Below are 25,357 nucleotides of genomic sequence, written 5' to 3' on the forward strand. Positions count from 1 at the left end.
GCCTCGCGGCCTCGCGGCCAGTGGCAGCCGGGCCGCCGGGTCAGAGGACCCGGCCGTCCTCGGCGTCGTAGGTGTTGCAGCTGCCCACCGTCGGCTGTGACCAGCCCTGCTCCAGCCAGAAGGCGCGGTTGGCCGCGGTGCCGTGCGTGGGCAGGTCGCCGCCGCCGTTGAAGTTGGCGTTGACCACCTCCAGGGTGCCGGCGCCGCCGTCGGTGATCCCGCGCAGCCCGATCCCCGCCATGCACTCGGCCTGGAGCTCGGTTCGCCGCAGGGCGTCGAGTTCGTCGGCCTCGGTGCCCGCGGACATGCGCAGGTCGTGGCTGATGCCCAGGATGCCGGTGGTCTGCTGCACGTGGTGGCCGTACTCGTGCCCCATGAGGGCCAGCCACACCTCCTCGCGCTCGTCCGCCCGCACCTGCGCGCCGAGCTCGCGCACGTTGGGCAGGACCACGGTGATGCGCGTGTAGTCACCCTCGTAGTAGGCGAGCGTGTAGCCCTCGGCGTCCTCGGGGTCCGGGGACTCCGAGGTGACCGCGAACTCCGGGGCCTGCGCCACCAGGCCCAGGTCCGTCAGGACCGGCGCCCAGAGGTCGTCCAGGCAGCCGCCGACCGCGGTCGCGAACTCCTCCCACGACTCGTCGGACTCCTCCCGCAGCTCGGGCGTGTCACAGTCGACGGGCTCCGGCATCGCGGCCGCGTACAGGGGGTGGTCGGCGACGTCCACCGTGACCGGTTCGGGCGGCGCGGCCAGCGTGTCCTCGTAGTACAGCGACAGGTCGGTCCCGCCGGTGGGGGGATCCTCGCGCGGTGTGGTCACCACGATCAGGACGCTCGCGGCCAGGGCGGACAGCGCGACGGCGGCGGCCACGCCCGCGCCGAACAGCACGCCCGCGCCGTTCTGGCCGGACGAGGACGAGGGCGGGGGAGGCGGCGGCAGCGGCCGGGGCTGCGGCGGGGGCGGCATGTGCCACGCCGGCGGCCGGGCGGCGCCGTAACCGCCCGGAGGCGGCGGGGCGTTCGGCGGTGGGGCGGCCGGTGGCGTGGCGGCCGCCGGTGGGGCGAAGTGCCCGGCGGCCCATCGGTCCTGGTGGACGGCATGGTGAGTGGGGCCGTTGGGGCCGGCATGGCCGGGGCCGTGCGGCCCGGAGGGCGCGGCCCCGGGCTGTTCGCCGCCGGGTCGGTTCTCCACGGGGTCTGTCCTCGCTATCGTTCCGACGCACCGGGCTGAGCCGGTTCCGCGCGCGATTCCGGCAAGTGTCGCAGAGCTCCAGTATGGGGCCTAATCCGACGATTCGCTCGAATGCGCGGCCGCCTCGTCCTCGTCGCCGGGTGGGGTGTAGCGCACACCGAGCTCGGTCAGGACGTCGTGGAGTTCGGCCTCGAACAGCGGGTTCATGTCGGTCATGGCGAAGTGCATGTGCTCGAAGACCTCCATGCAGACCACCCCGTAGAGCCGCACCCAGCACGAGGCGAGGACCTTGATCGCGGTCACGGGGACGCGGTCGGCGTCGGTGCCGCAGGTGCTCGCGAAGGAGCGCAGCTCGCGCGCGAGGTCGGCGGGCACGCTCTCGTCGTCGGGCAGGGGGAAGCGCCGCTCGGCCAGCAGGCGGTCGAAGAGCGTGAAGAACGTGGCGCCGAACCGGCGGCCCGCCGCCACCGCGGGGGAGATGTCGGCCTCGGGGGCCCTGCGCGGCCCGAACATGATCGCGAACTCGGCGCGGTGCCCGACCGCCCAGGTGCGAAAGGCGCGCAGGGAGCTGAGGATGCGCTGGTCGGTGTCGTGGTCGGGGACACTGGCGTCCGCGGCGGCCACGGCGGAGGCCAGCTCGTCGAACAGGTCGGCGGTGACCGCCACCAGCAGGGCGTCGATCCCCGGTACGTAGCGGTACAGCCCGGGGGCGGTCATGCCCATCTCGCGGGCGACCGCGCGCAGGGACACGCCCGCCGGTCCGAACTCGACCAGGTGGCGCCGAGCGGTCTCCTTGATCTCCAGGAGTGTGGCTTCGCGCACACGCTCCCGCCGGGTGGGCGCGCTCGTTCCGGCCGGTGGCGCCGGGACCTGCGATGTGGTCATGTGCTGCGGAACACCCCGTCTCCACGCGCCCGGTCGACGGCGCGTGACTCAACAATGCGACATTGACATCGTAACGCCCGAACGCTTTAGTGAACACCGTTAGCTGACACCGTTCACTCACATGAAGACTGTTCGCGGGGGGCGACGCATGCGTACGCACATGGGGATCTTCGGGCGCCTGGGGTTGGCCGCCCACCGCCGCCGGTGGTGGGTCCTGGTGGCCACGGCGCTGTTCGCGGTCTTCGCCGGTGTCTGGGGTTCGGCGGTGTTCTCCGATGTCAGCGACAGCGGCTTCGAGGACCCCGGCTCGGAGTCCTCGCGCGCCGTGGAGGTCCTGGAGGAGGAGCTCGGACACGACGACGTCGACATCGTCGCGGTCTACCGCAGTGACGAGATGCGGGTGGACAACCCGTCCTTCGCGGCGGCCGTGGAGCGGGTCGTGGACGACCTGCCCGAGGACGCCGTCGCCGGAGCCGAGACCTACCTCGACGAGGACCTCGGTGAGACCGAGCGCGGGATGCTCGTCTCGGAGGACATGCACGCCACCTACGTGCCGGTGACCCTGTCCGGCGCGGACCACGCCGAGCGGCTCCACCAGTACGAGGAGGTCGCCGAGGTCCTCGAGTCCAGCCAGCTGGAGGTCCACCTGGGCGGCCCGGTGGCGGTCGAGAGCGAGCTGTCGGCCATGGCCGAGAGCGACGTCGTGCGCGCGGAACTGGTGACGCTGCCGATCCTGCTGCTCCTGCTCGTGCTGATCTTCGGTGGACTGATCGCGGGCCTGGTGCCCTTGGCCGTCGGCGGCCTGGCCATCCTCGGCTCCCTCACCGCCCTGCGCGCCCTGACCTACGTCACCGACGTGTCGGTGTTCGCGATCAACGTCGCCACCATCCTGGGCCTGGGCCTGGCGATCGACTACGGCCTGTTCATGGTCAGCCGCTTCCGCGAGGAGACGGGCCGGGGCCGCCCGATCGCCGAGGCGGTCGCCCGGACCGTGGACACCGCGGGCCGCACGGTGGCCTTCTCCGGCGTCACCGTCGGCATCGCCTTCGCGGGCCTGCTCTTCTTCCCCCAGCCGATCCTGCAGTCGATCGGCTGGGGCGGCATCGCGGTCGTGGCCTTCGACCTGGTGGCCGCCCTCGTCTTCCTGCCCGCGCTGCTGTCGGTGGTCGGGCCGCGGATCGACAGCCTGCGCATCCCCCTGCCCCGCCGCACCGTCACCGGCGCGGTCCACGAACGGGCCGGCGGCTGGGCCCGCCTGGCCCGCACCGTGATGCGCGGCCCCGCGGTCTCGCTGGTCGTGGTCGGCGGCGTGCTGCTGGTACTCGGCTCGGGGCTGGCCTCGGCCCAGCTCGGCTCCACGGACCAGCGCTACCTGCCCGAGGACGCCGAGAGCCGGATCGCGAGCGAGTCGCTGTCCGACGACTTCCCGGCGGGCGGTCTGGGCCGGCTGCAGGTGGCGGTGGTCGGCGACGCGTCCGAGAGCGGCCTGGAGGAGTACGCCGAGCGGCTGGAGGACCTGCCCGAGGCCGTCGCGGCCACGGTGGAGCGCACCGGCGACGGCATCGCGCACGTGCAGGTGGCCTACGAGGGCGAGTCGGACTCACCGGAGATCGAGGGCCTGGTCTCCGACGTGCGGTCCGAGCCGCTGCCGGAGGGCGCCGAGGAGGTCCTGGTGGGCGGGGTCGCCGCGATGCAGACGGACAACGTGGCGGCGATCGTCGACGCGGTGCCCGTCACGGTCGCCTTCGTGGCCGCCGCGACCCTGCTCCTGCTCTTCCTCGCCTTCGGATCCGTGGTGCTCCCGATCAAGGCGGTCCTGATGGGCGCCCTGTCACTGAGCGCGTCCCTGGGACTGGTGGTGTGGGGCTTCCAGGAGGGGGCGTTCGCCGCGCTCCTGGGCTTCGACGCGGTCGGCACGATCGACCCGACCTACCTGGTCCTGATCACCATCGTCTCGTTCGGCCTGGCGATGGACTACGAGCTGTTCCTGCTCAGCCGTGTACGCGAGGAGTACGTGCGCAGCGGGGACAACACCGCGTCGGTGGCCATCGGCCTGCAGCGCACGGGGCGGATCATCACCAGCGCCGCGCTGCTGCTCGTGGTGGTCCTGCTGGCGATGGGGACCTCGGGCCTGCTGTTCCTGAAGGTCATCGGGATCGGCCTGGCCCTGGCGGTGATCGTGGACGCCACGCTGGTGCGGGCCGTCATGGTGCCGGCGACGATGCGGCTGCTCGGCGGGGCCAACTGGTGGCTGCCGCGGCCTCTGCGGTGGGTGCACGACCGCATCGGCATCTCCGAGGGCGGCGAGGAGGACGAAGCCGGCGTCCCCACCACGTCGGAGCTCTCCCGGCGGGAGCTCGAACGCATCTAGTGTTCTGAGTCGTTAATTCGATGAAGATACGCGGCGATGGTTTCGAAGATCTCCTCGGCCGTCTTGGTCCACACGAACGGCCGGGGGTTCTCGTTCCAGGTATCGATCCACCCCTGGAGTGCGTGCTCCAGATCGCTGACCGAGGTGTAGGACCCCCGCCGGATCATCCTGCGGGTGATCTCGGCGAAGAACCGCTCCACCAGGTTCAGCCAACTGGAGTAGGTCGGGATGAAGTGCAGGTGGAAGCGGGGATGGGCCAGCAGCCAGTCCTTGACGATCGGCGCCTTGTGCGTGCCGTAGTTGTCCACGATGAGGTGGACATCCAGCCCAGGGGGCGTTTCGCGGTCGATCTGGTTGAGGAACTTGCGGAACTCGACGGAGCGGTGCCTGCGGTGGTGAGCCGAGATCACCTTGCCCGAGGCCGCGTCCAGGGCCGCGAACAGGGTGGTCGTACCGTGCCGGATGTAGTCGTGGGTCTGGCGCTCGGGCACGGCGGGCATCATCGGCAGCACCGGGGCCGACCGGTTGAGCGCTTGGATCTGGGACTTCTCGTCCACGCACAGCACCAGTGCCGCGTCCGGCGGGTTGAGGTAGAGGCCGGTGACGTCGCGGACCTTCTCGATGAAGAACGGGTCGTTGGACAGCTTCCACTCGTCGACCAGGTGGGGTTTGAGCCCGAACGCTCGCCAGATCCGCGAGACGGCGGTCTGGTTCAGCCCGGTCCGCTCGGCCATCGACCGGGTCGACCAGTGTGTACCGCCGTCGGGCGAGGGCTGTTCCAGGGTCTGGCGGATGACCTCCTCGACGTGGGCGTCGGTGATCTTGCGGGGCTGGCCGGGGCGGTCCTTGTCGGAGAGCGCCTCCAGCCCGCCGTCGATATAGCGGTTGCGCCACTTGCCCACCGTCTGCGGCCAGACCCCCAGCACCCGGGCGACCTCGGCATCGGTGCCGCCCTCGGCGCAGCGCAGGATGATCCGTGCGCGCTGCGCCATGACCTGCGCTGACGTGGGCCGCCGTGCGATCTGTTCCAGCGTGCGCCGGTCCTCGTCACTGACTACCAGGAGCCTTTTCTTCCTGCCGCGTTGCGCCATGAGACCATCGTAACCAATTATTCATCGAATTAACGACTCAGAACACTAGATCGTTGATGGGAAATTCCTGAAACCCCTGCGGACACAGCGAAGGGCGTCGAAGATCGGTGTGTGAAGACTGACCTTGACGCCCTTCTGACAGCACTCTACGTCCACCTGGACGACGACGTGATCCCTTCTGCCAAGCAAGCCCGCGGACCAGGCCGGCCGCGCCTGCTCACCGACGCGGAGCTGATCTGTGTGGCCGTGGCCCAGGTCCTGCTGCGCTGCGACGACGAACGCCGCTGGCTACGGGTGGCCCCGGCCCGGATCGGCCACCTCTTCCCCCGCCTGCCCGGCCAGTCCGAGTACAACCGGCACCTGGCCCGCCTGGCCCCGCACATGCTCACCGCCATCGGATGGCTGGCCCGCCACACCCCGACCTGGCACGACAACCTGCGGCTGATGGACGGCACCCCCGTGCCGTGCGGGGCCTCGCGCACCACCGTGGAACGCTCCGGTCTGGGCGAAATGTGCGGCTACGGGCGTGATGCCTCCCACCACCGGTTCTACTGGGGGTCCAAGCTCGTGCTCGTCACCACCGCCGAGGGCACCGTGACGGCCTTCTCCCTGGCCCACCCCAAAGAGCTGGACGAGCGCAAACAAGCGCTGCACCTGCTCCACGCCCAGGAGTGCGCCCCGGGGCCGTGCCCGATCGTGTGCGACAAGGGCTTCGCCGGGGCCGGAATCGAGCAGGCCGCCACCGATCTGGGGCACGTGCTCATCCGGCCCCGGCGCAAGGACGAGCCCAAGGACAGGGCCCGGGTGTTCCCGGGCTGGCTGCGCCAGCGCATCGAAGCCATCATCTGGACGCTGAAGAACCAGCTGGGGTTGGAGCGCCACAACGCCCGCACCACCGAAGGGCTCTGGGCTCGGGTGTGTCAGAGGATCCTGGCTCTGAACGCCGCGATCTGGCACAACTGGCAGATCGGAGCCCCCATCAAGCGGTCGCTGGTGGCTTACGACCACTGACCAGGACACATTTTCCCATCAACGATCTAGACCGTGTTTTTTGCGGCATTCCGGGCTCGCGGCCGCCAGGACCGCCTCTCGCTGCGCCTCTGCGCTCGTGAAGCCCACCAGGCTGAACTTCGCACATCGTCTTGCGAGAGACGACCTGACGACCGCGAGCTCACCCGAAAGCCCGCAGAAGAACACGGCCTAGACCGTTCGTCTCAGCACGACGGGCCCGCGGTACGACCGCGGGCCCGTCGTCGTTGCGTCCGCGGCGTGTGTTCCACGCGGGCTCGTGCTCGTGAGCCCGCGCCCCCGGCTCGGACAGCGTTCCTCCTGGTGCACCGCAGGGCTGTTCACCCTGCGAAGCAAACAGTAAGCGAGACATATGATCCAGTGTCTTATTAATATGGCAGACATACGATATGGTCTCGCCGAGAGCCAGTGTCGGGCGGTCTGCGGTCGCGCGGCACACACCGCCCGCCGGCCCTGGAAGGCACGACATGACAACGCCACCCTCCACACGACGACCCCCGAACCGGGCGGGGGCGACCCCTGAGCGTCCGGGTCTCCTCTCCCGCTTGGGCGGGGGAGTGGTCAGACGACCCGGGTGGGTGATCCTGGTCAGTGTCGCCCTGACCCTGGTCGGCCTCCTCCTGGCGGCCGGCACGATGGACCGGTTGCTGCTCAGCCGCTTCGAGAGCCCCGGATCGGAGTCGCTGCGCGTCGAGCAGGCCATGGAGGCGCGGTTCGGCACGGGCAAGCACCACTTCCTGCTGCTGGTCACCGCCCGGACGGGCACGGTCGACGATGCGGCCGTGGTCGAGGCGGCGACCGCCGTCGAACGGGAGCTGGCCGACCGTGAGGGCGTGGCGGAGGTGGCGTCGTACTGGTCGCGCGGCGGATCCCCGGCCATGCGCTCCGAGGACGGCACGCAGGCCCTCGTGACCGCGCGCATGGAGGGCACGGTCACCGAGGCCCGCACCGCGCTCGCCGAGATCTCCCCGGACTTCACCCGGCGGAACGACGTCGTCACCGTGGCGGTCGGCGGCGGGGACGAGGTCTTCCGCCAGGCGGCCGAACAGGCCCAGGCCGACTTCGTGCGGGCCGAGCTGATCATCCTCCCGCTCGTGTTCGTGCTGCTGCTGGTCATCTACCGGCGGATCTCCGTGGCCGCCCTGACCCTGGCCATGGGGCTCTTCTCGGTGGTCACCACACTGGCCCTGTTGCGCGGGGTCACCTACTTCACCGACGTGTCCACCTTCGCCGCCAACCTCACCCTGGTCATGGGTATCGGGCTCGGCGTGGACTACAGCCTGTTCATCATCAACCGGTTCCGTGAGGAGCTGGCGCGCGGGCGCGAGGTCCCTGAGGCGGTGCGGATCTCGGTGGCGCGCGCCGGGCGCACGGTGGCCTTCAGCGGTCTGACCGTCGCGGTCGCGCTGTCCTGTCTGGTGCTCTTCCCCTTCCCCTTCCTGCGGTCCTTCGCCTACTCCGGGGTCGGGGTCGTGCTCACCTCGGTGTTCGCGGCCCTGGTGATCCTGCCCGCGGCCCTGGCCAAGGTCGGCCACCGCGTACGGCCCAAGCGTGAGCCGCGCGCCGACAGCGGCTGGTGGCACACGACGTCGCTGCGGATGATGCGCCGTCCCCTGCTGTACGGGATCCCGGCGCTGGGCCTGGTGCTGCTGCTGGCCTCGCCCGTGGTGGGGCTGGACTTCGGACTGCCGGACGCGCGCGTACTGCCGCAGGGCACCTCCAGCCGCGACGTGCAGGACCGGATCGAGGAGGACTTCGCCCAGGAGGAGATGGACGCCGTGCAGGTCCTGGCTGAGCTGCCGGGGCAGGAGGCCCACGAGGCCGAGATCGACGCCTACGCGACCGCGCTGTCCGAGGTGGAGGGCGTCTCTCAGGTGGACGCGCTCACCGGCGGCTACGCCGACGGCCGGGCGCTGTCCGGCCCCCAGCCCGACGCGGTCGAGCGGTTCGGCTCGGCCGAGGCGACCTGGTTCTCCGTGGTGCCCGAGGCCGCGGCACTGGACGACGTCGCCGGCCTCATCGAGCGCGTCCGCGACGTTGCGGCCCCGGCCGATACCGAGGTCGGCGGCTACCCGGCCGACCTCACCGACTTCCGCGAGGCGCTGCTGGGCCAGGTGCCGCTCGTGTTCGGGCTGATCGTCGCGATCACCTTCGCCATCCTGTTCCTCATGACCGGCAGCCTGCTGCTCCCGGCCAAGGCGATCGTTCTCAACGTGCTCAGCCTGGCGGTGATGTTCGGCGTGAGCGTGTGGATCTTCCAGGAGGGGAACCTGTCGGGCGTGCTCGGGTTCACCGCCGACGGGACCCTGGAGGCGACGTTCCCGATCCTGATGTTCTGCATCGCCTTCGGCCTGTCCATGGACTACGAGGTGTTCATGGTGTCCAGGATCAAGGAGGAGTACGACGCGACCGGCGACACCACGGGTGCGGTCGCCGCGGGCCTGCAACGCAGCGGCCCGCTCGTGAGCGCCGCCGCGGTCATCCTGGCGGCGTCGTTCGCCGCCTACGCCACCTCCAGCGTCCTCTACCTGCTGATGCTCGCCGTCGGCATGGTCGTGGTGATCCTGGTGGACGCCACGCTCATCCGCGCCGTTCTGCTTCCGGTGTTCATGCGCCTGGCGGGACGCGCCAACTGGTGGGCGCCGGCCCCGCTCAAGCGGTTCCAGGAGCGGTACGGGATCAGGGAGGGCTGAGGCCGTGGGTGCGCGGCGGCCCGGAGCGCCCGCCTACTCGTGCTTGGTGACCCGGGGGTTGGCGGTGAGCATGCGCCCGGCGAGTTCGTGCAGGTGGGCGCGCTCCTGGTCCGAGAGTGAGGCGAACAGCTCCTTCTCCGCTTCGGCCACGACCGCGTGGGACTCCTCCAGCAGGCGCCGGGCCTTGTCCGTGGGCGTGACGATGTAGCGCCGCCGGTCCTGGGGGTTGCGGACCCGCTCGGCCAGTCCCTGGGCCTCCAGGTCGTCGACGAGACCGACCATCACGTTGGGGTCCACGCCCAGCACCCGGCTCAGTTCCTTCTGGGAGGGCGTGGGCAGGGACGCGGCGGCCGTGAGCACGTGGAACTGGCGCGAGGTGATCTCCAGGTCGCCGAAGACCGCGGCGGTCCTGGCCTGGACCAGCTCGCCCAGCTTGATCAGCCGGAAGCCGGTCATCTGCCACAGGGGGGTCTCCCATTCGGCGGCATTGTTCATCGCTCTGTCACCCGGATTCGATCATTAATAAAATAGGATTACTATATGCCAAGCATATAATATGAGGAGTGGAAGTCATGGCGCACACCCACCGCCCGTCCCTCCCCGCCGAACGCCGAGCCCTGGTCACCGGAGCGACCGGGCTGCTGGGCGGCAACCTCGTGCGGCTCCTGCTCGAGCAGGGCAACGAGGTCGTCGCGTTCGTCCGCGATCCCGACCGGGCACGGCGACTGCTTCCCACGGACGATCCCCGGCTGCGCCTGGCCGCGGGCGACGTCACCGAGCCCGATTCCTACCGGAGTCTGCTCGACGGCGTGGACGAGGTCTTCCACACCGCAGCCTACTTCCGGGAGTACTTCCAGGCCCCCGAGCTCCTCGCGCCGCTGGAGGAGGTCAACGTCCGCGCGACGGCCGCCCTGCTCCAGGCCTGCGCCGACGCCGGCGTGCCGGTGTTCGTGCACACCAGCTCCATCAACGCCCTGGCCCTGCGCGGCCCCGAGCACCCGGCCGACGAGCGCACCCCGCCGCCGGAGCGGTTCGCAGGGCTGGACCGGTCGCGGTGCTACCCCTCCAGCAAGGTCCGCGCGGAGGAGGTGGTGGCCGACCTCGTCGCCTCGGGCAGGACGGGGGACACCCGGGTCGTGGTGGTCCTGCCCGGCTGGATGTGGGGCCCGGGCGACGCCGGCCCCACGTCCGCGGGGCGGCTGTTCCTGGACGTGGCCAAGGGGTCGGTCCGCGCGGCGCCGCGGCTGGCCAACTACGTGGTCGACGCCCGCGACGTCGCACTCGCCTGCGTGCGCGCCGCCCGGACGGGCCGCCACGACCGCTATGTCATGGCCGGACGCAAGCTCCCGCTGCCCCGCCTGATCCAGGCGATCGCGGACGCGACCGGGGTCCGGGCGCCGCGCCCGGTCCCGGCGGGCCTGGCCACGGCCGCCGCCGGGCTCATGGAGCTGCGGGCCACGCTCACCGGGACGGAGCCCACCGCCACCCGCACGGGCATCGGTGTGCTGAAGGAGGGCGGGCGGCGCCACATCTCCTCGCGGCTGGCCGAGGAGGACCTGGGCGTGGCTCCGCGACCGGTCACCGACACGATCGCCGCCATGGCCGCCTGGTACCGCGAACAGGACATGATCCCCACCGCCCCCTGACCCGCCACGTGCCCGGCCGCCGACGGCGGCCGGGCCGGTCGGGCGTCTACTCCGCGAACAGTTCGTCCTCGGTCGCCACGCTCACGGACCTGTCGATCCATGTGCCGAGCGTCTCCAGATCCGTGCATCGGCTGATCCGCTCGCGTGCCTGCGCGGAAACCGGGATTCCGCGCCTGGCGAGGACCCGCAGGATCGCCTTGGCCTCGCCCTTGGCCTCGCCTTCGGCCCTGAGGCTGTCCACCCAGGGGCTGTGGTAGTCGAACGTGTTCGCCATCATGAGGGCCTCCAGTGCCTTCTGTCCTTCGGTGTTGGCGAGCAGATGCAGCGAGTATCCAAGATACTTCGCCGCGTCTTCGGGGTCGATCGCGTCGAGGCCCGTGTGCAGGGCTTCCAGGACATCCGGCTTCGTCATTCCGTGGGCGGCGGCCGAGAGGACCCCCAGGGTGGGCGACGCGGCGACCGTGCCCGGGTCTGTCACGACGGGGATGTCCTTGGGGCCGATGACCAAGGGACGTAGTACGAGCCCGGGATGCCCGAGTTCGATCGGCTCGGAGTACCAGTCGGCCACGGACTGCTTGGGACAGATGACCAGCAGGGTGACCGGACACTCGTGCTTCGACCGTAGTGCGGCCACGTACTCCGGCCACGTGAAGCACTTGCGCTTCTTCTCGTCGCGCTGGACCTCCACCACGATCCCCATCAGTCTGTCGAGGGCACCGCTGGGGCCTGGGCCGCGCAGCATGATCGCCACGTCCGAGCGGCGCTCGACGGGATCGACATGTCCGAGGTCGCACGAGGTGACTTCGCTGCGGTCGTAGTCGGGGACTTTCGCGCCGAGTCCGCGCAGGAACTGAACGGCCATGTCCGGGGAGTCCGAGAACAGTTCTGAGTAAATCTGATGCTCTGGGGAGATTGCCACGCGTGCGACATTACACAGGGTTACTGGTCGGTATGATCTTGTGATCGAAATGCGTGGAATCTCGGTATTCGCTGGATTCGTGGGGAAACGGGACGGGCCCGGCCGCCGATGGCGACCGGGCCCGTCCGAGGGCTCCGGGAGGCTTACAGGGCCTTCGGGGCGCCCTCGTGGAACCGCTTGCCGTTGACGGCCTCGGACACGCCGGCACGGTCCAGGTACGGCGTGATGCCGCCCGTGTGGAACGGCCAGCCCGCGCCCGTGATCAGGCACAGGTCGATGTCGGCGGCCTCGGCCACGACGCCCTCGTCCAGCATGATCTGGATCTCCTTGGCCAGCGCGCGCAGCGCCCGGTCCAGGATCTCGCTCTCCTCGGACGGCTTGTCGCCGCCGGCGAAGAGCTTCTTGACCTCCGGGTCGATGGTGAAGTCCGGGGCGAAGATCGCGGTCTTGCCCGCCTTCACGATCTCGGCGAGCTCGGAGGAGACCGCGAACCGCTCGGGGAACGCCTCGTGCAGGGTCTCCGACACGTGCAGCGCCACCGCGGGGCCGACCAGCTGGAGCAGCATGAGCGGCGACATCGGCAGGCCCAGGGGCGCCACCGCGCGGTCGGCGGTCTCGGGCTCGGTGCCCTCGCCGACCGCGCCCAGCACCTCGCCCATGAACAGGGTGAGGAGGCGGTTGACGACGAACGCCGGAGCGTCCTTGCACAGCACCGCGGTCTTCTTCAGCTTCCTGGCCGTGCCGAAGGCCGTGGCCAGCGCGGCGTCGTCGGTCTGCTCGCCGCGGATGATCTCCAGCAGCGGCAGGACGGCGACCGGGTTGAAGAAGTGGAAGCCCACGACCCGCTCGGGGTGCTGGAGCTTGGAGGCCATCTCGGTGATGGACAGCGACGAGGTGTTGGTGGCCAGGATCGCCTCCGGGGAGACGACCGCCTCCACCTCGGCGAACACCTGCTGCTTGACCTCCATCTTCTCGAAGACGGCCTCGATGACGAAGTCGGCGTCGGAGAAGGCGTCCTTGGTCAGCGAACCCGTGACCAGGGCCTTGAGGTGATTGGCCTTGTCGTTGTTGATCCGCCCCTTCTTCAGGAGCTTGTCGACCTCGCCGTGGACGTAGGCCACGCCCTTGTCCAGGCGCTCCTGGTCCAGGTCGGTCATGACGACCGGCACGTCCAGGCGGCGGGCGAACAGCAGCGCCAGCTGCCCGGCCATCAGACCGGCGCCGACGACGCCGACCTTGGTGACCTTGCGGGCCAGCGACTTGTCGGGCGCGCCCGCGGGCCGCTTGGCGCGCTTCTGGACCAGGTCGAACGCGTACAGGCCCGACGTGAGCTCGTCGCTCATGATGAGGTCGGCCAGCGCGTCGTCCTCGGCGGCGAAGCCCTCGTCGCGGGTGCGGTTCTTGGCCTCGGCGACCAGCTCGACCGCGCGGACCGGAGCCGGGGCGGCGCCGTGCAGCTTGCCCTCGACCGTGAAACGGGCCATGTTGACCGCGTTGTCCCAGGCCTCGCCCTTGTCGACCTCGGGGCGCTCGACCGTGACGTCGCCCTTGAGGACCTGGGCGGCCCAGCGCAGGGACTCCTCGACGAAGTCGGCGGGCTCGAACACCGCGTCGGCGATGCCCATCTCGAACGCCTGCGTGCCCTTGATCATCTTGTTCTGGGCGAGCGGGTTGTCGACGATCAGTTTCAGGGCCTTCTCGGCGCCGATCAGGTTCGGCAGCAGGTACGTGCCGCCCCAGCCCGGGACGAGTCCGAGGAAGGCCTCGGGCAGCGCGAGCGCCGGGACGCCCGAGGAGATGGTGCGGTAGGTGCAGTGCAGTGCCACCTCGGTGCCGCCGCCCATCGCCGCGCCGTTGACCAGCGCGAACGTGGGTACGTTCAGCTCGCCCAGCTTGCGGAACACGTCGTGTCCCAGCTTGCCGATGGCGTGCGCCTGCTCGCGGGTCTGGATCTTGGGCACACCGGTCAGGTCCGCGCCGACGGCGAAGATGAACGGCTTGCCGGTGATCGCGACGGCCACGATGTCGGTGCGCGCCCGGGCGGCCTCGATCTGGGCGTCCAGGCTCAGCAGGCCGCCGGGGCCGAACGTGTTCGGCTTGGTGTGGTCGTGGCCGTTGTCCAGGGTGATCAGGACGGCCGTGCCGGCGCCGTAGGGGAGCTCGACGTCACGCGAGATCGCGTTGGTGACGACCTCGTCGCTGAACAGTTCCGAGAGGTGACTGTGACGCATCGCGTCTCCGTTGAGGGTGGTGGCGGGCGACGGGTGGGACTGCTCGATAGCGCTGCTCACTTGCCCCCCTCGTAGTTGGTGTTCTCCCACAGGACGGTTCCGCCCATGCCCATGCCGACGCACATGGTGGTGAGCCCGTAACGGACGTCGGGGCGCTCGGCGAACAGACGCGACAGCTGCATCATCAGGCGCACGCCGGAGGAGGCCAGCGGGTGGCCCAGGGCGATCGCGCCGCCCCACGGGTTGACGCGGGCGTCGTCGTCGGCGATGCCGAAGTGCTCCAGGAAGGCGAGCACCTGGACCGCGAAGGCCTCGTTGATCTCGAACAGGCCGATGTCGTCGATGCTCAGGCCCTGGCGGGCGAGCAGCTTCTCGGTGGCGGGGACCGGGCCCACGCCCATGACCTCGGGCTCGACCCCGGTGAAGGAGAAGTCGACCAGGCGCATCTTGGCGGTCAGGCCGAGTTCGGCGGCGACGTCCTCGGCGGCCAGGATGGCGCCGGTGGCACCGTCGTTGAGGCCGGCGGCGTTACCGGGCGTCACGTTGCCGTGGGCGCGGAACGGGGTCTTGAGGCCGGCGAGCGACTCCATGCTCGTGCCGGGGCGCGGCGGCTCGTCCTGGGTGGCCAGGCCGTAGCCCTGCTCCAGGGAGCGGACCAGCATCTCGACCAGGTCGGGCTGGATCTTGCCGTCGGCGTAGGCCTTGGCGACCTTCTCCTGGCTGCGCACCGCGTAGGCGTCGGCGCGCTCCTTGGTGATGGTCGGGAACCGGTCGTGCAGGTTCTCGGCCGTGTTGCCCATGACCAGAGCGCTGGGGTCGACCAGCTTCTCGGAGAGGAAGCGCGGGTTGGGGTCCACGCCCTCGCCCATGGGGTGGCGGCCCATGTGCTCGACACCGCCGGCGATGACGACGTCGTAGGCGCCGAAGGCGATGCCCGCGCCGGAGGTGGTGACGGCCGTGAGCGCGCCGGCGCACATGCGGTCGATGGCGTAGCCGGGGACGCTCTTCGGCAGACCGGCGAGGATCGCGGCGCTGCGCCCGATCGTCAGGCCCTGGTCACCGATCTGGGTGGTGGCGGCGATGGCGACCTCGTCGATGCGCTCGGGCGGCAGACCCGGGTTGCGGCGCATCAGTTCGCGGATGACACGGACGATCATGTCGTCGGCGCGTGTCTCGGCGTAGAGGCCCTTGCCTGACTTGCCGAACGGGGTGCGGACCCCGTCGACAAACACGACATCGCGGGCAGTTCGCGGCACGATGGGCCCTCCTTCTCCAAGATGTGAACGGACTCGATGCGTTCATGCTACTCGCCGGTAACAAGTTGCGCGAGTGGAGGGGGCCACGAACCGGCGCCGGACCTGAATCGTCCCTTCCCCGGACACGGGAAGACCCCCGACACGCGGTGGCGTGTCGGGGGCCTTCGAGCCGTTCGGATCCCGCGCGGGCACCTCCGCGCGGTACTCCGCGGGGGCCGGATGCCGGAGCCCCGCGGCCCTTCACAGCAGGGCGTTGGCCTCCCGGTGGCGGCCGGCGGCGTTGTAGGCGCCCGCCAGGTCCCGGCGCAGACGCATGGTCAGCCGCCGCACCTCCGGGTCGCCCGAGGAGTTCAGCGCCACCCGGTAGGCCTCCCGCAGCACGTCCACGGCCTCGTCGGGCCGGCCCGCCTGCGTGTGGGCGCGTCCCAGCCGGTGGTGCACCGACAGGGTGTCCAGGTGGCCCTTGCCCAGTCGGCGCCGCCGCGCGGCCAGCACCAGGCGGAGCTGGTCGATGGCCGCCTCCGCGCCGCCCGTCATGCTCAGCGCGGCGCTCAGACCCAGGCGCAGCTCCTCGCGGCGCTCGGTCGAGCCCACGTCGCGGATCGCCTGCTCGTAGTGCGCCACCGCAGCCTCAGGGCGCCCGCTGCGCCGGAGGCACACCGCCAGCCGGATGCGCGCCTCCACGGTGTCGGCGTCGGCCGCACCGAACTGGCTCTCCCGCTCGCCCAGCAGGATCTCCCACTGGCCCGCCGCCTCCGCCGGACGCCCGGCGTCCTCGTAGGCCCAGGCGAGGTTCTCGCGGATGATCTCGGTGCGGGGGTGCTCGTCGCCGTAGACCGAGACGGCCTCGGCCAGCGCCAGCTCGAACTGCTGGACGGCCGACTGGCGGCGGCCCATCTGCGCGTACTTGGTCGCGAGGTTGTTGCGCGCGGTGATCGTGTCCGGGTGCTCCGTCCCCAGGCGCTCCACCAGCGAGCGCAGCGTCCGCTCCAGGGAGGCGGCGCGCATGCCCGCGGTGGGCACGTGCGGCTCGGCCGAACGGGGCACGACACGGGTCGCTCCCTCCGCCGGCTCGGCCACGGCGTGCATCGCGCTCGTCGCGGGCAGGGACGTGGAGGCGGGGGCCGGGACGGCGGCGTGGGCACCCGCGACCGGTTCCTCATGGGCGGTGGCGCGTTCGTCCCGCTCGCGGGTGTGCTCGCCGGAGCCGGCACGAGCGGTGCCGGCCGACCGCTGCGCGGACAGACCCGCCAGGCGGGTGCCGCGTAGGAGGGAACTCCAGAACGACAGCAGACTCACCACTTCTCCCTGATCGAACGCCGCGGCCGTGTTTCGCCGACGGTCGGTCGCTAACCCGTATGTTCCTCACGTGCCCGAGAACGTCCGGGCACGTTTCTATAACTTAATCGGACACGGGGCCACGGAACAGGCGTCAACCACCCTCTAGGGGTGGTGACTTCGGTCACGTTTGGGTTGGATGTGTCCGCTGGGGGTACCAGCAACGTTTTGTCCACTCGCCGGCCAGGCGGTGTTGGCCCCGCGCCGGCCGGTCCAGGACCTATTCCTGCTCGGCTTCGAGCAGCGCCGTGGACAGGGGTTCGGCGGTCAGACCGATCTGCCACTCCCGGGCCCCGCGCTCGCGCAGGAACGCGCCCACCGAGTCGGGATCGACGGTCTCGGGAGGCGACCAGGCCAGGCGTCGCACCGTGTCCGGCAGCAGGAGGTTCTCCGTGGGCATGACCACGTCCTCGGCGATGCCCGTCACCGTCGCCCGCGCCGCCTCCAGGCGCCGCGCGGCCTCCGGTGCTCGGTCCGCCCACCGGTTCACCGGGGGAGGGCCGTCACCGGGCGCGTTGGGCCGCGGCAGATCGGCCTGCTCCATCTCGCGCGCCCGGTTGATCGCCTTGATCCATGTCGTCAGGTAGCGGCGCGCGAGTTTGATCCCGAACTGCCGGATCCCCGCCAGGTCCGCCGTCGTCCGCGGCATGGTCGCCGCGGCCTCCACGATCGCCGCGTCCGGAAGGACGCGGCCGGGGGAGACGTCGCGCTCCTGGGCGATCCGGTCGCGTTCGTACCAGAGCTCGCGCACGGCGGCCAGGGCCCGCTGGTTGCGCACCCGGTGGATGCCCGAGGTGCGGCGCCAGGGATCGGCGCGCGGTTCCTTGGGCGGTGCGGCCAGGACCGACGCGAACTCCTCGCGGGCCCACTCCAGCTTGCCGGTCTCGGCCAGCTCGGTCTCCAGGGCGTCGCGCAGCTCGATGAGGATCTCGACGTCCAGCGCCGCGTAGCGCAGCCAGTCCTCGGGCAGCGGGCGCTGCGACCAGTCCACCGCCGAGTGCTCCTTGGCCAGGCGGACGTTGAGCAGGCGCTCCACCATGAAGCCCAGGCCGACCCGCTGGTAGCCCAGCAGCCGTCCCGCCAGCTCGGTGTCGAACAGCCGCTCCGGGCACAGGTTGACCTCGGACAGGCACGGCAGGTCCTGGTGGGCGGCGTGCAGGACCACCTCGGCGCCGTCCAGGGCGTCGTTGAGGGCGCTCAGGTCCGGGCAGGCGATGGGGTCGATCAGCGCCGACCCCGAGCCCTCCCTGCGCAGCTGCACCAGATACGCGCGCTGGCCGTACCGGTAACCGGAGGCGCGCTCGGCGTCCACCGCGACCGGACCGGTCCCGGCCGACAGGGCCCGCACCACGCCGGCCAGGGCGTCGGCGTCGGAGGTGACCTCGGGCAGGCCCTCGCGTGGTTCCCGCAGCAGCGGCGCCCTCTCAGCGTCGTCGTCGCCTGGTTCGCGGGGTTCTGTCTTGGAGTTCAACGCGTTCGCCACACCACTACGGTATGCGCTGTCACCACCGAACGCCGATTCGGCCGGTGGCGCACCGGTCCGTGCTCAGGGCCGCTGGCGCTGCCGGGCGATGTCGGCCACGTCCAGGGGCGGCAGCCCTGAGGCCGAGGCCAGCAGGGCCAACCACGCGCTGACGTGCGAGGACAGGTCGTCGGTCTCCGGTGTCCACGAGGCTCGCATCTCCACTTCCGTGGTCGAACCCTCGCTCGACTTCGTGCCGAATCCCTCGGTCGTCGCACGTGTGACCGTGCCGCTCAACGTGTGGTGCGAGGCCTCCTCGGCGTCCAGGGCGTCGGTCAGCCAGCTCCAGGCGACCGGCCCCAGCAGGGGATCGGTGGCGATGTCCGACTCCAGTTCGGAGTTGACCTGGCAGACCACGCGGAACGGCCCCGGCCAGTCCCGTACGCCCTCGGGGTCGTACAGGATGATGAGGCGTCCCCAGGCGATCTCCTCGTCGCGCACGCTGACCTCGGCCGAGACCGCGGCCGTGTGAGGGGCCAGCCGCTGGGGGGCGGGAATCTCCCGCACGGTGATCTCGGGGCGGACACGGGCGCCGCGCAGGGCCTCGACCGCTCGCCGGAACGTCTCGTTCGCGTCCTCGGCACTTCCGACATCGGGCATGGTGGGAACGTCAGCCTTCATTGTGTGGTGATCACGTCCTGGCGGGCTCGTCCGGATATCCCCGGTTCTCCCCGCGCGGACGAGGGGTGGGCACGCCAACGACCGTGGCACGAGTCACCACGTGGTGACCGCACATGGCGCGGCGTGTCGGGGTTTTGTGATGATCTTGGGACCCGGAACCGCTGAGCCGCGCGCGATCGCGCCCCCACCGCGCCCGCGGGGGGCGTCCTTGGGGGCGAGCCGAGTCCGAGTACGGCGGAGGGCATGGCACGATCGAGGAGTGACGCTTCAAGACTCTCCATTCCTCCGCGCCTGCCGGCGCCTGCCGGTGGACCACACACCGGTGTGGTACATGCGCCAGGCCGGCCGCTCCCTGCCCGAGTACCGACGGGTCCGTGCCGACGTGCCGATGCTCGAGGCGTGCGCGCGCCCCGACATGATCACCGAGATCACGATGCAGCCGGTGCGCCGCTACGACGTCGACGCCGCGATCTTCTTCAGTGACATCGTCGTCCCGCTCAAGGCGATCGGTATCGACCTGGACATCAAGCCCGGCGTCGGCCCCGTGGTCGCCGACCCGGTGCGCGACGCCTCCGGGATCAAGCGCCTGCGCGAGATCGAGCCGGACGACCTGCCCTTCGTCACCGAGGCGGTCGGTCAGCTCACCGGTGAACTGGGCGACAAGCCGCTCGTGGGCTTCGCCGGCGCGCCCTTCACCCTCGCTTCCTACCTCATCGAGGGGGGCCCGTCGAAGAACCATGAGCACACCAAGGCGCTCATGTACGGCGAGCCCGAGCTGTGGGACGAGATGATGCGCCGCCTGGCCACCATCACGCTGGGCTTCCTGCGCACCCAGATCGAGGCGGGGGCCAGCGCGGTCCAGCTGTTCGACTCCTGGGTCGGCGCGCTGAGCGCCGAGGACTACCGCACCTCGGTGCTGCCCTACACCTCGTGGATCTTCGGCCAGCTCAGCGAGTACGAGGTGCCGCGCATCCACTTCGGTGTGGGCACCGGCGAGCTCCTCGGCCTGCTCAGCGAGGCCGGGGCCGACGTCGTGGGCGTCGACTGGCGGGTGCCGCTGGACAAGGCCGCCCAGCGCGTCCAGCCGGGGACCGCGCTCCAGGGCAACCTGGACCCGGCGACCCTCTTCGCTCCCTGGGAGGTCATCGCCGAGCGCACGCGCGACATCCTGGACCGGGGCCGCGCCGCCGACGGGCACATCTTCAACCTCGGGCACGGCGTGCTGCCCAGCACCGACCCCGAGGTCCTCGAGCGGCTGACGGCGTTCGTGCACGAAGAGACTCAGGGCGCTTAACACCGAAGCCTTCTTGTTTCTGGCGCCCTCGCAGGCTCGGCCGTGTGCTCGGGGCGCCGAGAGGCCAGTGTTCTTCGGCCGAGTGCGTGCCGGCCCTCGCAAGCTCGGTTCAGCTGCGCCCACGGCCTGCAGAACACTGGCGCGCCCCGAGCGAACCCCCAGGGGACCCGTAGGACCGCACCCGCGGCCCACACCGCCGGGGCACCGGCAGGCAGGACGGCCAACCCCCAGGGGATCCGTAGGACCGCGCCCGCAGGGGGGCGGAGAGTGCACTGGTGCCCGGTCACGCCCCCGGAGGGTGACCGGGCACCGTGCTGTTCACGGCCCGAAGGCTCGGGTCACCGCCCGTCGCCGCCGTCCGGCGCGTCGGAGCCGCCGTCGGCGGTGTCCGGAGCCGAGTCGATCGTGCGCTCGGCGGTGGGCGTGGCCGAGCGGGCGGCCCGGCGGCGGCGCCACCAGATCCAGGGCCCGGCGCCGACGACGAGGACGACCGCCGCGAAGGGCAGGACCCAGCCGACGGCCACCGCCAGACCCTCGCCGAGCGAGAGCAGGGCGCGCCAGCCGCGTTCGAGGCCGCCCAGGAACCCGATGGAGTCCTCCTCGGGCTCCTCCAGGTAGGTCTCCGGCGGCATCAGCCGCAGGTGGACCGTCGAGTACGACGTCAGGTTGCTGAGGGACTCCATCCGCGACTGGAGGGACTCCAGCTCCGCCTGGCGCGACTGGATCTCGCGCTCCACCTCCAGCAGGTCGTCGACGTCCTGGGCCTCGTCCAGGTAGCCGCGCAGCGTCTCCAGCGACGCCTCGGCCGACTCGATCCGGCTCTCGACGTCGGTGACCTCCTCGGTCACGTCCTCCACCGACCGCTCCAGGCTGGACCGGTCGCCCAGCTCGGCCAGCTCGCCCAGGGCGTCGTCGTAGCCCTCGTTGGGGATGCGCAGTGTGAGGGAGGACTCGGGCGTCCCGCCCGCCGGGGTCGACAGCTGTTCGGAGGCCACGTAGCCGCCCGCTTCGACGGCGACGTCCTTGGCGGCCTCGGACGCCCCGGCCACGTCGTCCACCCGCACGGACAGGTCGGCGGTGTGGATGAGGTCACGGGCATCGATCTCGACGTCGGTACCGCCACCGGTGCCGCCCTCACCGCCCTCACCGGTCTCGGCGCCGTCGGCGCTCTCCTCGGCCGCGCCGGCCGCGGCGTCCTCGTCGGCCATCTCCGGAGCGCTGCCCTGGGAGACGGCCTCGGTGGAGCGGTCGGCGGAGGCGCCGCCCCCGGCGGCCCCGCAGGCGACGAGCAGCCAGGCCGACAGGCCGGCCGCGATCACGGCCCCGACGGTCCGCGCCGGGGGCAACGCTGAAGTATCCATGTCCCTCCGACGCATCCGCTCCGGCACGCGTTGCGCCCCCGTGGTCACGAGCCCGCAACGGCTGGGCCACGTCCCGGTGGCGCCCGCGCGCGGGGACCGCCGCGGGGCGGGCCCCAACCGGCAGTGCGGATCGCTGTGACCCGGAGCATCTGGAAAGCTGGGGTCATGCCTGAAGTACCGCACGTCGTCGTGGTCGGCGGCGGGGTCTCCGGACTCACCGCCGCCCACCGCCTCACCGGGCTCGGAACCACCGTCACCGTCCTGGAGAGCACCCGGAGCCCCGGAGGGAAGCTGAGCGCCTCCGCCCTGGCGGGCGTGCCCGTGGACGCGGGCGCGGAGGCGGTCCTGGCCCGCCGCCCCGAGGCGCTGGAGCTGTTCGCCGAGCTCGGCCTGTCCGACCGGATCGTGCACCCCGGCCGGGGCGCGGCGGCCGTCTACAGCCGCGGGCGCGTGCGCCCGCTCCCCAAGGGGCAGCTGATGGGCGTGCCGGGCAGCCTGCGCGAGCTCGCCCGCAGCGGGGTGCTGTCCTGGCCCGGGACGCTGCGCGCCGGACTGGACCTGGTCTGGCCGCGCACCCCGGTGCGCGGCGACGTGCCCGTGGCCGCCTACGTGGGCGCGCGCATGGGCGCCGAGGTCGTGGACCGCCTCGTCGAGCCCCTGCTCGGCGGTGTCTACGCGGGGCGGGCGGACCGGCTCTCCCTGGAATCGACCCTGCCGCAGATCGCTCCCATGGCCCGCCGGGACCGCTCGCTGATGCGCGCCGTGCACACCAGCCTCCGGGGCCGGGGCGCCTCGCCCACCGCCGCCGGGCCGGTGTTCGCCTCGCTGCGCGGCGGCGTCGCCACGCTCACCGACCGCCTGGCCGAGCGGCTGGGCGAGGACGTGCGCACCGGTGCCCGCGCGCGTTCGGTGGAGCGGCGCCCCCAGGGCTGGAGGGTCCACCTGGAGGACGGCGAGGCGCTCGACTGCGACGGCGTCCTGCTGGCGTGCCCCGCCCCCGAGGCCGCGCGCCTGCTCGCCGACCACGCCCCCGAGGCGGCCGCCGGGCTGCGGGGCGTGGACTACGCGAGCATGGCGCTGCTCACCTTCGCCTTCCCCGCCTCGGCCTTCCCCGAGCCGCTCACCGGCACCGGCTTCCTCGTTCCGGCGGGGGAGGGGCTCACCATCAAGGCCGCGACCTACGCCACCAACAAGTGGCCCTGGCTGGCCGAGGAGATCGCCGCCGCCAACCCCGGCGACGACCTCGTGGTGGTGCGGTGCTCGATCGGCCGGGCGGGCGACGGGGCGCTGGAGCGCTCGGACGAGGAGCTGACCGCGGCCGCGCTCGCGGACCTGACCACGGTCACCGGACGGGCCGCGCCACCGGTGCAGACCCGCCTCACCCGCTGGAACCACGGCCTGCCCCAGTACGCGGTCGGGCACGCCGACCGGGTCGAGCGCGTGCGCTCGGCCGTCCACGGGCAGCGGGGCCTGGGAGTGTGCGGCGCCGTCTACGGCGGCGTGGGCATCCCCGCGTGCATCGCCGACGCCGGCCGCGAGGCCGCGCGCCTGGCGGGCACCCTCCAGACGAACAGTCACACCCACCGCGGCGGCGACGCCGACGGACCGAACCAACAAGGAGTCAACCCGTGACGGGCCAGCACAACACCGCCGTCGACCAGGACGGCACCGACCTCAACTCCCTCATCCGCTACACCATGTGGTCGGTCTTCAAGGTCGACTCCCTCCAGGGCCTGGACCGGGCCGCGGCCGCCGACGAGCTGCGGACCCTCCTCGACAAGGCGGCCGACCGCGGGGTCACCACCCGCGGCAGTTACGACGTCCAGGGCTTCCGTGCCGACGCCGACGTCATGTTCTGGTGGGTGGCCGACAGCTCCGAACTGCTCCAGGAGACCTACTCCGCCTTCCGGCGCACCCGCGTCGGCCAGCAGAGCACCCCGGTGTGGTCGGTCATGGGCCTGCACCGCCCGGCCGAGTTCAACCGCGGCCACGTGCCGGCCTTCCTGGCGGGGGAGGAGCCCCGTGAGCACCTGTGCGTGTACCCCTTCGTGCGCTCCTACGAGTGGTACCTGCTGCCCGACGACGAGCGCCGCGCGATGCTCGCCGAGCACGGCCGTATGGCCGCGCCCTACCCGGACGTGCGGGCCAACACCGTCTCCTCGTTCGGTCTGAACGACTACGAGTGGCTGCTGGCCTTCGAGGCCGACGAGCTGCACCGCATCGTGGACCTCATGCGCCACCTGCGCGGCGCCAAGGCCCGCCTGCACACGCGTGAGGAGCTGCCCTTCTACACCGGCCGCCGCAAGAGCGCGGCCGAGCTGGTCGACGCCCTGCCGTAGTCCGCACCAGGCGCGAACACACGTGTGCCCCGGCCGGACGGTGGGAACCGTCCGGCCGGGGCACGTTCACGCGGGGACTCAGTGCTCCGCGCGGGCCGATCTGCGAGTGGCCAGCACGTAGAACGGGATCGTCACGATGAAGCCCAGCACGGCGGCGCTCATGAGGTAGATGAGCGTCTGCCCGGCCGGAACGCCCAGGCCCCAGGCGGCCATCAGGGCCACGCCGACGGCGAGGACGCCCAGGACGGCGTAGGCCTTGCGGCCGCGCGGCTTGGGGTACTCCATCCGGCTGACCATGAGCCAGGAGATGAGCAGGACCGCGGCCACGCCCGCCAGCGGCGGCGGGTCGAGCAGGACCACCGTCACCACGGCCATGGCGCCGAACGGGCACGGCAGGCCGGTGAAGTAGTCCGCGCCCGGAGCCTGGCAGGAGAACCGGGCCAGCCGGACGATGACCGCGAGGAGCACGGCACCGCCCGCCACGACGGCGAACGGCTCCAGCCCCTCGGCGCGCATGCCCCACACGACGAAGAAGAACGCCGGGGCGAAGCCGAAGCTGACCACGTCCGCGAGGTTGTCCAGCTCCGCGCCCATGCCGCTGCCGCCGAGCTTGCGCGCCACACGGCCGTCGAGCACGTCCAGGGCGGCGGCCACGAGCATCAGGCCCACGACCGTGGCCATGGCCGCGTGCGGCAGCGGGCCCGCGGCCCCGGAGGCCGCGTGCGCGGACTGGGCCGTGGCCAGCGCCCAGACGGCCAGGAAGCCGCACAGGGCGTTGCCGAGGGTCAGGTAGTCGGCCAGGCCCAGGCGCAGCCGTGGGGCCGTCTCCGCGGCCGGACCGGCCGGCGGGGGCAGGACCGCGCCGTCAGTCGGCGTCAAGACGGGTTTCTCCGGCGCGGACCTTCTGGCCGACCTCCACCGCCGGGGCGACCCCGGTCGGAAGGTAGACGTCGACGCGTGACCCGAACCGGATGAGGCCGATCCTCTCGCCTTGCTCGACCTTCTGCCCCGCAGCGAGATACGGGACGATACGCCGGACCATCGCGCCGGCGATTTGAACGACCGTGACCTCACCGATCTCGGTTTCAAGGGTCCAGATGACGCGCTCATTACGCTCGCTGTCCTTGTCGAATGCGGGGCGGAAACCCCCGGGGCGGTGCTCGACGCCGGTGATCACGCCGGCGAGGGGAGCACGGTTGACGTGCACGTTGAGGGGATTCATGAACACCGCGACCCGGATACGTCCGTCGGGCTGGGGGTCGAGGCTCTGGACGACGCCGTCGGCCGCGGACAGCACCCGACCGGTCGCCGGGCCCCGCTCGGGGTCGCGGAAGAACCAGGTCATGCCCGCGGCGAGGGCGACCACGGGGAGGGCGGCCGCCGTGCGGACCCGGGAGCCGCGCGCGGCGAAGGCGGCGGCCCCGGCGGCGGCCAGGGCCGGGGCCAGCCAGGGAGCCGATCCCTGTGCCATACCGAGTCTGGGCCGGGCCGCGGGTCGCGGGGAGGCGGAGGTGGTGGGTGAGTCGTCGGTCATCGAGCGCTTTCGTCGCGGGTCGGTCTGGTCGCCCGCAC

At 71.6% G+C, this 25,357-nt stretch carries 20 protein-coding genes; 7 read left to right on the top strand and 13 right to left on the bottom strand.

Features of this window, described 5'->3' with window-relative positions:
- Nucleotides 1-40 precede the first annotated feature (40 nt).
- Together DFP74_RS17835 and DFP74_RS17840 are read right to left on the bottom strand one after the other, a co-directional pair.
- Complete coding sequence (locus tag DFP74_RS17835; RefSeq protein ID WP_370013394.1) at nucleotides 41-1,189, bottom strand: neutral zinc metallopeptidase; 1,149 nt, start codon at nucleotides 1,187-1,189, stop codon at nucleotides 41-43.
- A gap of 90 nt (nucleotides 1,190-1,279) precedes the next feature.
- Nucleotides 1,280-2,074 carry a TetR/AcrR family transcriptional regulator gene (locus DFP74_RS17840; protein WP_121182954.1) on the bottom strand — a complete coding sequence of 265 codons (795 nt, stop codon included), beginning with the start codon at nucleotides 2,072-2,074 and terminating at the stop codon, nucleotides 1,280-1,282.
- A gap of 148 nt (nucleotides 2,075-2,222) precedes the next feature.
- Between DFP74_RS17840 and DFP74_RS17845 the strand changes: the two genes are divergently transcribed.
- Complete coding sequence (locus tag DFP74_RS17845; RefSeq protein WP_121182956.1) at nucleotides 2,223-4,445, top strand: MMPL family transporter; 2,223 nt, start codon at nucleotides 2,223-2,225, stop codon at nucleotides 4,443-4,445.
- Here the strand turns inward: DFP74_RS17845 and DFP74_RS17850 are convergent.
- Nucleotides 4,442-5,536, bottom strand: coding sequence for an IS630 family transposase (locus DFP74_RS17850; RefSeq protein WP_121182337.1), 1,095 nt, complete (start codon nucleotides 5,534-5,536; stop codon nucleotides 4,442-4,444). The two genes, DFP74_RS17845 and DFP74_RS17850, sit on opposite strands and share 4 nt — an antisense overlap.
- 111 nt (nucleotides 5,537-5,647) lie before the next feature.
- Between DFP74_RS17850 and DFP74_RS17855 the strand changes: the two genes are divergently transcribed.
- Both DFP74_RS17855 and DFP74_RS17860 read left to right on the top strand, forming a co-directional pair.
- Nucleotides 5,648-6,547, top strand: a complete 900-nt coding sequence (locus DFP74_RS17855; RefSeq protein WP_121180343.1) for a transposase — start codon at nucleotides 5,648-5,650, stop codon at nucleotides 6,545-6,547.
- Between the two features lie 485 nt (nucleotides 6,548-7,032).
- A complete protein-coding gene (locus DFP74_RS17860) occupies nucleotides 7,033-9,258 on the top strand; it encodes an MMPL family transporter (RefSeq protein WP_121182959.1) in 2,226 nt (741 codons plus the stop codon).
- Nucleotides 9,259-9,291: 33 nt separating this feature from the next.
- On the opposite strand, the gene DFP74_RS17865 is transcribed toward DFP74_RS17860, so the two are convergent.
- A complete protein-coding gene (locus tag DFP74_RS17865; RefSeq protein ID WP_121182961.1) occupies nucleotides 9,292-9,753 on the bottom strand; it encodes a MarR family winged helix-turn-helix transcriptional regulator in 462 nt (153 codons plus the stop codon).
- A gap of 77 nt (nucleotides 9,754-9,830) precedes the next feature.
- On the opposite strand from DFP74_RS17865, the gene DFP74_RS17870 reads away from it, so the two are divergent.
- The gene (locus tag DFP74_RS17870) at nucleotides 9,831-10,904 is read left to right on the top strand and encodes an NAD-dependent epimerase/dehydratase family protein (RefSeq protein WP_121182963.1); all 1,074 of its coding nucleotides are present in this window, start codon (nucleotides 9,831-9,833) and stop codon (nucleotides 10,902-10,904) included.
- Between the two features lie 46 nt (nucleotides 10,905-10,950).
- On the opposite strand, the gene DFP74_RS17875 is transcribed toward DFP74_RS17870, so the two are convergent.
- From DFP74_RS17875 to DFP74_RS17900, 6 genes are all read right to left on the bottom strand, one after another.
- Entirely contained in the window at nucleotides 10,951-11,766 is an 816-nt protein-coding gene (locus tag DFP74_RS17875) for a hypothetical protein (protein ID WP_233571018.1), read from the bottom strand.
- A 200-nt stretch (nucleotides 11,767-11,966) separates the two neighbouring features.
- Nucleotides 11,967-14,054, bottom strand: coding sequence for a 3-hydroxyacyl-CoA dehydrogenase NAD-binding domain-containing protein (locus DFP74_RS17880; protein ID WP_121188335.1), 2,088 nt, complete (start codon nucleotides 14,052-14,054; stop codon nucleotides 11,967-11,969).
- Nucleotides 14,055-14,110: 56 nt separating this feature from the next.
- Nucleotides 14,111-15,310: an acetyl-CoA C-acyltransferase gene (locus DFP74_RS17885; protein ID WP_121182967.1), complete on the bottom strand. Its 1,200-nt coding sequence runs from the start codon at nucleotides 15,308-15,310 to the stop codon at nucleotides 14,111-14,113.
- 240 nt (nucleotides 15,311-15,550) lie between these two features.
- Complete coding sequence (locus DFP74_RS17890) at nucleotides 15,551-16,600, bottom strand: tetratricopeptide repeat protein (protein ID WP_121188336.1); 1,050 nt, start codon at nucleotides 16,598-16,600, stop codon at nucleotides 15,551-15,553.
- A 268-nt stretch (nucleotides 16,601-16,868) separates the two neighbouring features.
- On the bottom strand, nucleotides 16,869-18,131 hold the full coding sequence (locus tag DFP74_RS17895; protein ID WP_233571019.1) for a ribonuclease D: 1,263 nt from the start codon (nucleotides 18,129-18,131) through the stop codon (nucleotides 16,869-16,871).
- A gap of 63 nt (nucleotides 18,132-18,194) precedes the next feature.
- The gene (locus DFP74_RS17900; protein ID WP_121182971.1) at nucleotides 18,195-18,770 is read right to left on the bottom strand and encodes a DUF3000 domain-containing protein; all 576 of its coding nucleotides are present in this window, start codon (nucleotides 18,768-18,770) and stop codon (nucleotides 18,195-18,197) included.
- A gap of 280 nt (nucleotides 18,771-19,050) precedes the next feature.
- Between DFP74_RS17900 and hemE the strand changes: the two genes are divergently transcribed.
- On the top strand, nucleotides 19,051-20,085 hold the full coding sequence (gene hemE / locus DFP74_RS17905) for a uroporphyrinogen decarboxylase (RefSeq protein WP_121182973.1): 1,035 nt from the start codon (nucleotides 19,051-19,053) through the stop codon (nucleotides 20,083-20,085).
- Nucleotides 20,086-20,423: 338 nt separating this feature from the next.
- Here the strand turns inward: hemE and DFP74_RS17910 are convergent, their stop codons facing one another.
- A complete protein-coding gene (locus DFP74_RS17910; protein WP_121182975.1) occupies nucleotides 20,424-21,446 on the bottom strand; it encodes a DUF4349 domain-containing protein in 1,023 nt (340 codons plus the stop codon).
- Between the two features lie 165 nt (nucleotides 21,447-21,611).
- Here DFP74_RS17910 and hemG point away from each other — a divergent pair, with 165 nt between their 5' ends.
- Both hemG and hemQ read left to right on the top strand, forming a co-directional pair.
- Entirely contained in the window at nucleotides 21,612-23,078 is a 1,467-nt protein-coding gene (hemG, locus tag DFP74_RS17915; RefSeq protein ID WP_121182977.1) for a protoporphyrinogen oxidase, read from the top strand.
- On the top strand, nucleotides 23,075-23,785 hold the full coding sequence (gene hemQ, locus DFP74_RS17920) for a hydrogen peroxide-dependent heme synthase (RefSeq protein WP_121182979.1): 711 nt from the start codon (nucleotides 23,075-23,077) through the stop codon (nucleotides 23,783-23,785). The genes hemG and hemQ overlap by 4 nt, the downstream gene beginning before the upstream one ends.
- A gap of 78 nt (nucleotides 23,786-23,863) precedes the next feature.
- On the opposite strand, the gene DFP74_RS17925 is transcribed toward hemQ, so the two are convergent.
- Both DFP74_RS17925 and DFP74_RS17930 read right to left on the bottom strand, forming a co-directional pair.
- Nucleotides 23,864-24,664, bottom strand: coding sequence for a phosphatidylcholine/phosphatidylserine synthase (locus DFP74_RS17925; protein ID WP_121182981.1), 801 nt, complete (start codon nucleotides 24,662-24,664; stop codon nucleotides 23,864-23,866).
- Nucleotides 24,651-25,319, bottom strand: coding sequence for a phosphatidylserine decarboxylase (locus DFP74_RS17930; protein WP_121182983.1), 669 nt, complete (start codon nucleotides 25,317-25,319; stop codon nucleotides 24,651-24,653). The genes DFP74_RS17925 and DFP74_RS17930 overlap by 14 nt, the downstream gene beginning before the upstream one ends.
- Nucleotides 25,320-25,357: the final 38 nt, after the last annotated feature.

The organism is Nocardiopsis sp. Huas11 (genome assembly GCF_003634495.1).
GTDB lineage: Bacteria > Actinomycetota > Actinomycetes > Streptosporangiales > Streptosporangiaceae > Nocardiopsis.

What these genes read in the sequence shown, in the direction of transcription:
- DFP74_RS17900 (WP_121182971.1), bottom strand. Translation starts at nt 18,770, where the DNA reads ATGCCCGATGTCGGAAGTGCCGAGGACGCGAACGAGACGTTCCGGCGA.
- DFP74_RS17845 (WP_121182956.1), top strand. Translation starts at nt 2,223, where the DNA reads ATGCGTACGCACATGGGGATCTTCGGGCGCCTGGGGTTGGCCGCCCAC.
- DFP74_RS17860 (WP_121182959.1), top strand. Translation starts at nt 7,033, where the DNA reads ATGACAACGCCACCCTCCACACGACGACCCCCGAACCGGGCGGGGGCG.
- DFP74_RS17875 (WP_233571018.1), bottom strand. Translation starts at nt 11,766, where the DNA reads ATGGCCGTTCAGTTCCTGCGCGGACTCGGCGCGAAAGTCCCCGACTAC.
- DFP74_RS17880 (WP_121188335.1), bottom strand. Translation starts at nt 14,054, where the DNA reads ATGCGTCACAGTCACCTCTCGGAACTGTTCAGCGACGAGGTCGTCACC.
- DFP74_RS17930 (WP_121182983.1), bottom strand. Translation starts at nt 25,319, where the DNA reads ATGACCGACGACTCACCCACCACCTCCGCCTCCCCGCGACCCGCGGCC.
- DFP74_RS17850 (WP_121182337.1), bottom strand. Translation starts at nt 5,536, where the DNA reads ATGGCGCAACGCGGCAGGAAGAAAAGGCTCCTGGTAGTCAGTGACGAG.
- DFP74_RS17870 (WP_121182963.1), top strand. Translation starts at nt 9,831, where the DNA reads ATGGCGCACACCCACCGCCCGTCCCTCCCCGCCGAACGCCGAGCCCTG.
- DFP74_RS17865 (WP_121182961.1), bottom strand. Translation starts at nt 9,753, where the DNA reads ATGAACAATGCCGCCGAATGGGAGACCCCCCTGTGGCAGATGACCGGC.
- DFP74_RS17840 (WP_121182954.1), bottom strand. Translation starts at nt 2,074, where the DNA reads ATGACCACATCGCAGGTCCCGGCGCCACCGGCCGGAACGAGCGCGCCC.
- hemG (WP_121182977.1), top strand. Translation starts at nt 21,612, where the DNA reads ATGCCTGAAGTACCGCACGTCGTCGTGGTCGGCGGCGGGGTCTCCGGA.
- DFP74_RS17910 (WP_121182975.1), bottom strand. Translation starts at nt 21,446, where the DNA reads ATGGATACTTCAGCGTTGCCCCCGGCGCGGACCGTCGGGGCCGTGATC.